Annotated in this window: 7 protein-coding genes and 2 tRNA genes; 3 read left to right on the top strand and 6 right to left on the bottom strand. The window is 53.5% G+C overall.

The annotated features are described in order from the left end of the window. Positions 1-147: 147 nt before the first annotated feature. Genes FDW87_RS14215 through FDW87_RS14205 form a run of 3 tightly spaced genes read left to right on the top strand, consistent with a single transcriptional unit; the run spans position 148 to position 2943 of the window. Positions 148-1203, top strand: a complete 1056-nt coding sequence (locus FDW87_RS14215) for an ABC transporter substrate-binding protein (protein WP_137379871.1) — start codon at positions 148-150, stop codon at positions 1201-1203. After that, the gene (locus tag FDW87_RS14210; RefSeq protein ID WP_080858734.1) at positions 1190-2194 is read left to right on the top strand and encodes an iron ABC transporter permease; all 1005 of its coding nucleotides are present in this window, start codon (positions 1190-1192) and stop codon (positions 2192-2194) included. The genes FDW87_RS14215 and FDW87_RS14210 overlap by 14 nt, the downstream gene beginning before the upstream one ends. Then, positions 2191-2943 carry an ABC transporter ATP-binding protein gene (locus FDW87_RS14205; RefSeq protein WP_137379870.1) on the top strand — a complete coding sequence of 251 codons (753 nt, stop codon included), beginning with the start codon at positions 2191-2193 and terminating at the stop codon, positions 2941-2943. The genes FDW87_RS14210 and FDW87_RS14205 overlap by 4 nt, the downstream gene beginning before the upstream one ends. Here FDW87_RS14205 and FDW87_RS14200 read toward each other — a convergent pair. The 6 genes from FDW87_RS14200 to FDW87_RS22655 form a co-directional block, all read right to left on the bottom strand. Continuing rightward, on the bottom strand, positions 2912-3652 hold the full coding sequence (locus FDW87_RS14200; protein ID WP_137379869.1) for a substrate-binding domain-containing protein: 741 nt from the start codon (positions 3650-3652) through the stop codon (positions 2912-2914). The genes FDW87_RS14205 and FDW87_RS14200 overlap by 32 nt on opposite strands. Before the next feature lie 198 nt (positions 3653-3850). Further along, positions 3851-3927: transfer RNA gene (locus FDW87_RS14195), tRNA-Val, on the bottom strand. A 4-nt stretch (positions 3928-3931) separates the two neighbouring features. Further along, a tRNA-Val gene (locus FDW87_RS14190) sits at positions 3932-4008 on the bottom strand. Between the two features lie 199 nt (positions 4009-4207). Further along, the gene (locus FDW87_RS14180; RefSeq protein ID WP_137379868.1) at positions 4208-4690 is read right to left on the bottom strand and encodes a glutathione peroxidase; all 483 of its coding nucleotides are present in this window, start codon (positions 4688-4690) and stop codon (positions 4208-4210) included. Between the two features lie 267 nt (positions 4691-4957). After that, entirely contained in the window at positions 4958-5968 is a 1011-nt protein-coding gene (gene gap / locus FDW87_RS14175) for a type I glyceraldehyde-3-phosphate dehydrogenase (protein ID WP_137379867.1), read from the bottom strand. Between the two features lie 78 nt (positions 5969-6046). Beyond that, on the bottom strand, positions 6047-6652 hold a 606-nt coding region (locus FDW87_RS22655), incomplete at its 5' end, for a GlxA family transcriptional regulator (protein ID WP_252363185.1).

The raw sequence follows: 6652 nt of genomic DNA, 5'->3' as shown, positions 1-6652 counted from the left end.
GACGGTGGTCATCACCGTCGGCTTTTTTGTCGGCATAAATTGATCTTCCTCGTGTGTCGTGCGGTATTTATCGCGAATGGGTTGCCTGTTATATCGTTATATAATTTAATACACATCGTTTTTACTCCGCTATCCAGATGGTATCCCATGTTAACTTTCCGCTCTTTTGTGCTGGTATGCGCCAGCATGTTGTTTGCGTTCTCTGCCCAGGCCGACCGTACGATCACCGACCAGCTTGGTCGTCAGGTCACGATACCGGACCACGTCGACAAAGTGGTCGTGCTGCAACACCAGACGCTGAATATTCTGGTCCAGCTTAATGCTCAGCAGGACATTATTGGCGTGATGTCGAGCTGGAAAAAACAGCTCGGGCCTGAGTTTGCGCGCTTTATGCCGGCAATTGCCACATTGCCGACGCCGGGCGATCTCACCAGCGTGAATATCGAAAGCCTACTGGCGATTCATCCACAGGTGGTTTTTGTCGCCAACTATGCGCCTGCGGAGATGATCCAGCAGATTCAGAACGTCGGTATTCCGGTCGTGGCAATCTCATTGCGCAAGGATGCAGCCGGGCAACAGAATAAAATGAACCCGACCATGGCCGATGAAGAGCAGGTCTACAACGAAGGGTTAAAGCAGGGGATTCGCCTGATTGCGGATGTCGTGGGGCGCAAACCGCAAGCTGAGACATTGATCGACTACGTTTTTGCGGCGCGGGCAAAATTCAATGCGCCGGTCGCAAAAATCCCGGATGCGCAAAAAGTCCGTATTTATATGGCTAACCCCGACCTGATGACTTACGGCTCCGGGAAGTACACGGGACTTATGATGCAGCACGCGGGTGGGCTAAACGTGGCGGCTGCCAGTGTGAAAGGCGCCCGTCAGGTTGCGCTGGAACAGGTATTGGCGTGGAACCCGCAGGTAATTTTTGTTCAGGATCGCTACCCGCAGGTGGTAACGGAGATCCAAAACGATCCTAACTGGCAGGGGATTGATGCGGTAAAAAATCATCGCGTCTGGTTGATGCCTGAGTACGCCAAAGCCTGGGGCTATCCGATGCCTGAAGCGTTAGCGATTGGTGAGCTGTGGATGGCCAAAAAACTGTACCCGGACGCCTATAAAGACGTGGATGTTGATGCGCAGGCGCAAGACTACTATCAGCGTTTTTATGGTGTGAACTGGCAGCCTGATGCAGTTAAGTAAGCGCATTTTACTCCAGCAACCACTCTTAATCGCGACGGTCCTGTTGCTGGGCCTTGGTTCGTTGTGTCTCGGACAATATCCGCTGTCATTAAGCGAAGTCTTTTATCACCTGATGCACTATAGCGACGCTGAAGGGATTGCCGGTCAGGTTATCTGGACTGTCAGACTACCGCGAATTCTGATGGCGCTGCTGGCGGGTGGTGCGTTGGGGTTATGTGGCGCGACGCTGCAAGGGGTATTTCATAATCCGCTGGTCGACCCGCATATTATTGGCGTGACGTCCGGGGCCGCTTTTGGCGGAACGCTGGCTATTCTGCTCGGCCTGTCGCCGTGGTTGATGATGGGTTCAACGTTTTTCTTCGGTCTGACGGCGCTGATCCTGGTGTATGCCATTGCTGCGCTGCAGGGGCTGGAGAATACGCTGGTGCTGATCCTGTCGGGTATCATTTTGAGTGGTTTTTTTGCCGCGCTGGTGAGCCTGATTCAGTATCAGGCTGATACCGAAGAAACGTTACCCAATATCGTGTTCTGGCTGCTCGGCAGCTTTGCGACGGCTAACTGGCATAAAGTTCTGCTGTTGGCGATTCCAGTTGGTATCGCTGCGACAGTTTTGTACCAGCTACGCTGGCGGATAAACCTGTTATCACTCAATGATAAAGATGCCCGATCGCTAGGCGTCGCGGTGGTTCCTCTGCGACGCAGCGTTTTGCTGTGCTGCGCTTTTTTAGTTGCCGCTCAGGTAGCGGTCAGCGGCAGTATCGCCTGGGTTGGGCTGGTTATTCCGCATCTGGCGCGTTTGCTGGTGGGGGTTGATCATCGTCGTCTACTGCCGTGCGCCTTCTGGATGGGAGGCGGTTTTATGATTGTGGTGGATGATATTGCCCGTACCCTGATGCACGCGGAGATACCGCTTGGGATCATCACCGCATTATTCGGCGCGCCGCTGTTTGCTTTTTTACTCATCCGCTCCAGCCGCCGGGAGACATCATGAAACCTGCCGCATTGCGTGTAAATACGCTTACCTATGGGTATCGCGCGCCGCTATTTGAGCCGCTTACATTCAGTTGCCAGAAAGGTGAGATCTGGGCTGTGCTGGGACGTAACGGCCTGGGTAAAAGTACGCTGCTCGATACGCTAACCGGCACGCTACCAGCTTTGGACGGCAGCATTGAAATTGACGGCGGGATAGGGATTGTGGCGCAGCATTGCCACCTGCCATTTCCTTATACGGTGAGCGACGTGGTGCTGATGGGGCGGGTACAGCACGTGAAGCTTTTTGCGCAACCCAGCCAGCAGGATCAACAAAGAGCGACCCAGGCGCTGGAGCAGTTAAATATTGCCCAGCTTGCTTCCCACTCGTTTAGCTTACTTTCCGGGGGGCAACAGCAACTGGTGATGATAGCCCGGGCGCTGGTGACGGAGTGTCAAACGCTGCTGCTTGATGAACCGTGCTCCGCGCTGGATCTCGCCAATCAGCAGGTGGTGCTTCAGCTCATCAGCGATCTGGCCCATCTACAGGGATGCAGCATTCTTTTTTCGACCCACGATCCGCTGCATGCGTTACAAATAGCCACCCATACTTTGCTGCTGCTCCCCGAAGGAAAATGGCGGGCAGGGCCAACGGATAGCATTGTGACGGAAGAGAATCTGTTCCTGGCCTATGGCTTACCGCTGCGAAAACTCCGTGTGGAGAACCACCCGACGCCGTTTATCGCACCGCTGTTTTCTGTTCGTCGTTAAGAGGTAAAAACCCGGCGGCGGTAAGAAACGCCTGACCGCCGTTGGAGAGCATGAATTTAACCAGCGCCATCACCTCGTTGGATGCGTCGAGCACCGCCAGTTGGTATTCGCAGCGAATATTGTGCTCATCAGGGATAGCTACATAATGCACGTCGGGTTGGGCGCGCAGCGTTTTCGCGTAATGCGCGTAGCCGATAAACAGATCGGCCAGTCCCTGGCGAAGGATCCAGGCGCTCGCCAGTTCACCAGACGGGATTTTCACCGTATCACGCCCACCAACCAGCGGGATGGCGCGCGCCCTAAGCTGTTGTCCGAGTCCTGGATCCACTACATCCATATTGTCGAAAAATGCCCAGGTATAGTCTCCGGAAGGGTCGCAGCCGGGCGTGGATGTACCTATTCGTAGCGTTGGGTCGCGGAGCAAATCCAGCCAGGCTCCGTTTCGGTTGCTGACAAGACTCAGTTGATTCCAGCTAAAGGTTTGCGTGAGGACAGCTTTTTGCAAAGCCAGCAGGCGTTGCGGGTGCTCCCGATTGGCTGAGGCAAAGAGCGCACACGGTTCACCGGCTTCAATACGCTCGCGTAATAAACCGGCCGGACCATATTCCACTTTCACGTCTATTCCACTATGGCGCGAGAACTGGCTTATCAAAGGGGCAAATGCCAGGCGTAAACTGCCCGCGGCAAACAGAATAATGGAAGAGGGCATGGTATCCGATCTCTGGCGAAAAAGGTTTGCGAAGAGGATAAATGATACGCGCTGAGCATAGTGTTTAGAAGTCTTTGGCCTATCGCTTTGTGCCAGCATCATACGGAGTAATGATTAAGCTTAAGGTTACGAACAGGGGGATATAAATAAATTATGAGGAGCAACGAAGGGAAATAGCACCAAATCATAGAAATAATTTGGTGCGTCCGAGTGGACTCGAACCACCGACCCCCACCATGTCAAGGTGGTGCTCTAACCAACTGAGCTACGGACGCAAGATGGTGCGTTCAATTGGACTCGAACCAACGACCCCCACCATGTCAAGGTGGTGCTCTAACCAACTGAGCTATGAACGCAACGTTGTAGGTGACAACGGGGACGAATATTAGCGGCACAGACCGAATGAGGCAAGAGGGAAATAGCATTTTTCTTCCTGAACTCACGCGATTGCAGAGTAATTAAGCAAGTTGATTATATTTTGTTGATTTTGCAGCGTGTTTTTTATTCAGACAGTGCGCTGGGGCATAATGGGGACGGTTTGAATGACAGGTGCGCTCAGACTTTAAGCGCAGCAAGGATCGCGGTTTCTATTTTCTCAGGGGTAGTGAACGGCGCAAAACGCTTGAGCGGTTTGCCGTCACGCCCGATCAGGAACTTAGTGAAATTCCACTTGATACGTCCACCCAGCACGCCGGGTAATTCGTTTTTCAGGTAACGAAACACCGGATGCGTAGCCGCACCGTTGACTTCCACTTTCTCAAATATCGGGAAGCTCACTCCGTAGTTGATGTGACAGGTTTGCGAGATTTCGTCGGCCCCGCCGGGCTCCTGATTACCGAACTGGTTGCAGGGGAAACCAAGCACCACCAGACCCTGCGCGGCGTACTTCTTGTAAAGCGCTTCGAGGCCTGCATATTGCGGCGTGAAGCCACAATGGTTGGCAGTATTGACCACCAGAACCAGTTTGCCAGCGTAGTCGGCCATAGAGACGGGCTCACCATGCAGACGGGTGGCTGTAAGTTGATAAAAGGTGATCATGCCGGAATCCTCAAATAAGATCGCATTACTCATTTTATTATGGTCGCAACTGTCTGATTAATAAACTGACCGTTAAAGTGATGGCGATTTATTATTTTGTCGGGTTATCACTAACGTTTTTAAACGCGTCACCCCAGCAGCATCGTAAGGTGACGACTAAAAATGGGGGACGTGACGTTGTGCGCGATTGTCACTGCGACAAACACGTGACAAATATAAAAAAATCCACGCCTGGCGTGGATTTAGAGAGAGTGTGAGAACAGGGGATTAACGTTCGTGCCTTGCCATTAGCAGTGCCAGGTCGACGAGGCGATTAGAGAATCCCCATTCGTTGTCGTACCACGCCAGAATTTTGACCATATTGCCGCCAATCACCAGCGTTGACAGGCCGTCGATGATGGATGAGCGCGGATCACCCTGATAGTCGCTTGAGACAAGCGGTTCATCGCTATAGCCGAGGATCCCTTTCAGTGGCCCTGTCGCGGCGGCGTCACGAAACGCATTATTGACCTCCTCTGCTGTTACATCCCGCTCAAGCGTTACGGTCAGGTCGACAATGGACACCACCGGAACCGGTACGCGCAGCGAGTAACCGGTTAAGCGACCCTCCAGCTCCGGGATGACTTTGCCAAGCGCCTTCGCGGCACCGCTGGAGTAGGGCACAATCGACAATGCAGCGGCGCGGGCACCACGAAGATCTTTTTCCGGCTGGTCGTGCAGCGCCTGGCTGTTGGTATAGGCGTGGGTGGTATTCATCAAACCATGCTTAATGCCGAAATGTTGGTGCAAAACCTGTGCGGCAGGTGCCAGACCGTTAGTGGTGCAGCTACCGTTGCTGACGACAAAGTGTTTATCCGCGGAGTAGAGGTGATCGTTAACGCCCATCACGATGGTTAAATCATCGTTCTTACCGGGGGCGGAGATAATCACTCGTTTTGCGCCACCGCTGTGGATATGCACCGCCGCCTTGTCACGTTCAGTGAAGAAGCCGGTTGCTTCAATGACAATATCGACTTCACGCTGACGCCATGGGATGTTGGCTGGGTCGCGTTCGCTGAACACGGTAATGGATTTACCGTTAACCACCAACTGCCCCTCACCGGCGGTGACGTCGGCGTCGAGTTTACCGAGCAGCGAGTCGTATTTCAGCAGATGCGCCAGCGTTTTACTGTCTGTCAGATCGTTGATTGCCACGATCTGGATCTCCGGGTTACCCAGTGCAGCACGCAGTACGTTACGTCCGATACGGCCAAAACCGTTAATACCGACCTTTACCATGATGAACTCCTTATCTGTTGTCTCTGGAGTAAATTTAGGCCGGTCACGTGTTGGCGTAAATGACAAAAAAGGATCACTTTACGCCATTTTACGACAGTGAAAGCGCTGGCGATATTCACCAGGCGTCAGGTGAAGCTGTTTTTCAAACAGCCGTCGCAGGTTAATGCTGCTACCAAATCCTGTTTGTTCGGCGATACGCTCCAGCGTCTCGTTGGTCTGCTCCAGACGCTGTCGGGCAGCGGCCAAACGGGCTTCGGCCACGTAGCGTGCCGGTGATGCGCCCGTTTCTCGGGTAAACACGCGGGTGAAATTACGCGGACTCATGGCGACTTTTTCCGCCAGTTTATCCACACTGAGATCGGCGGTGAGGTTCTCAAGCAGCCAGGCGAGCAGATCGTTAATCGGGCCCAGGGTGCTGGTCTGCTGAAGGTTGTAGCGGCTAAACTGGAGTTGTCCCCCGGGACGGCGCAGGTACATGACGAAATCCTGAGCGACGTCGCGCGCCAGACTGAAGCCGTAATCCTCTTCAACTAACGCTAACGTCAGGTCAAAGCCGGAACTGACGCCACCTGATGTCCAGATATGTTCGTCCTGGATATAGAGCGGACCGCTTTCGACGCGCACCTTTGGGAATTCTGCCTGCATGGTTTCCAGTAGCTTCCAGTGGGTGGTGGCTCGTCTGCC

The sequence above is a fragment of the Citrobacter sp. wls826 genome (genome assembly GCF_005281245.1).
GTDB classification, from domain to species: domain Bacteria; phylum Pseudomonadota; class Gammaproteobacteria; order Enterobacterales; family Enterobacteriaceae; genus Citrobacter; species Citrobacter braakii.
Note: the sequence above shows the minus strand (reverse complement) of the source record. Positions and strands in the feature narration are given on the sequence as shown.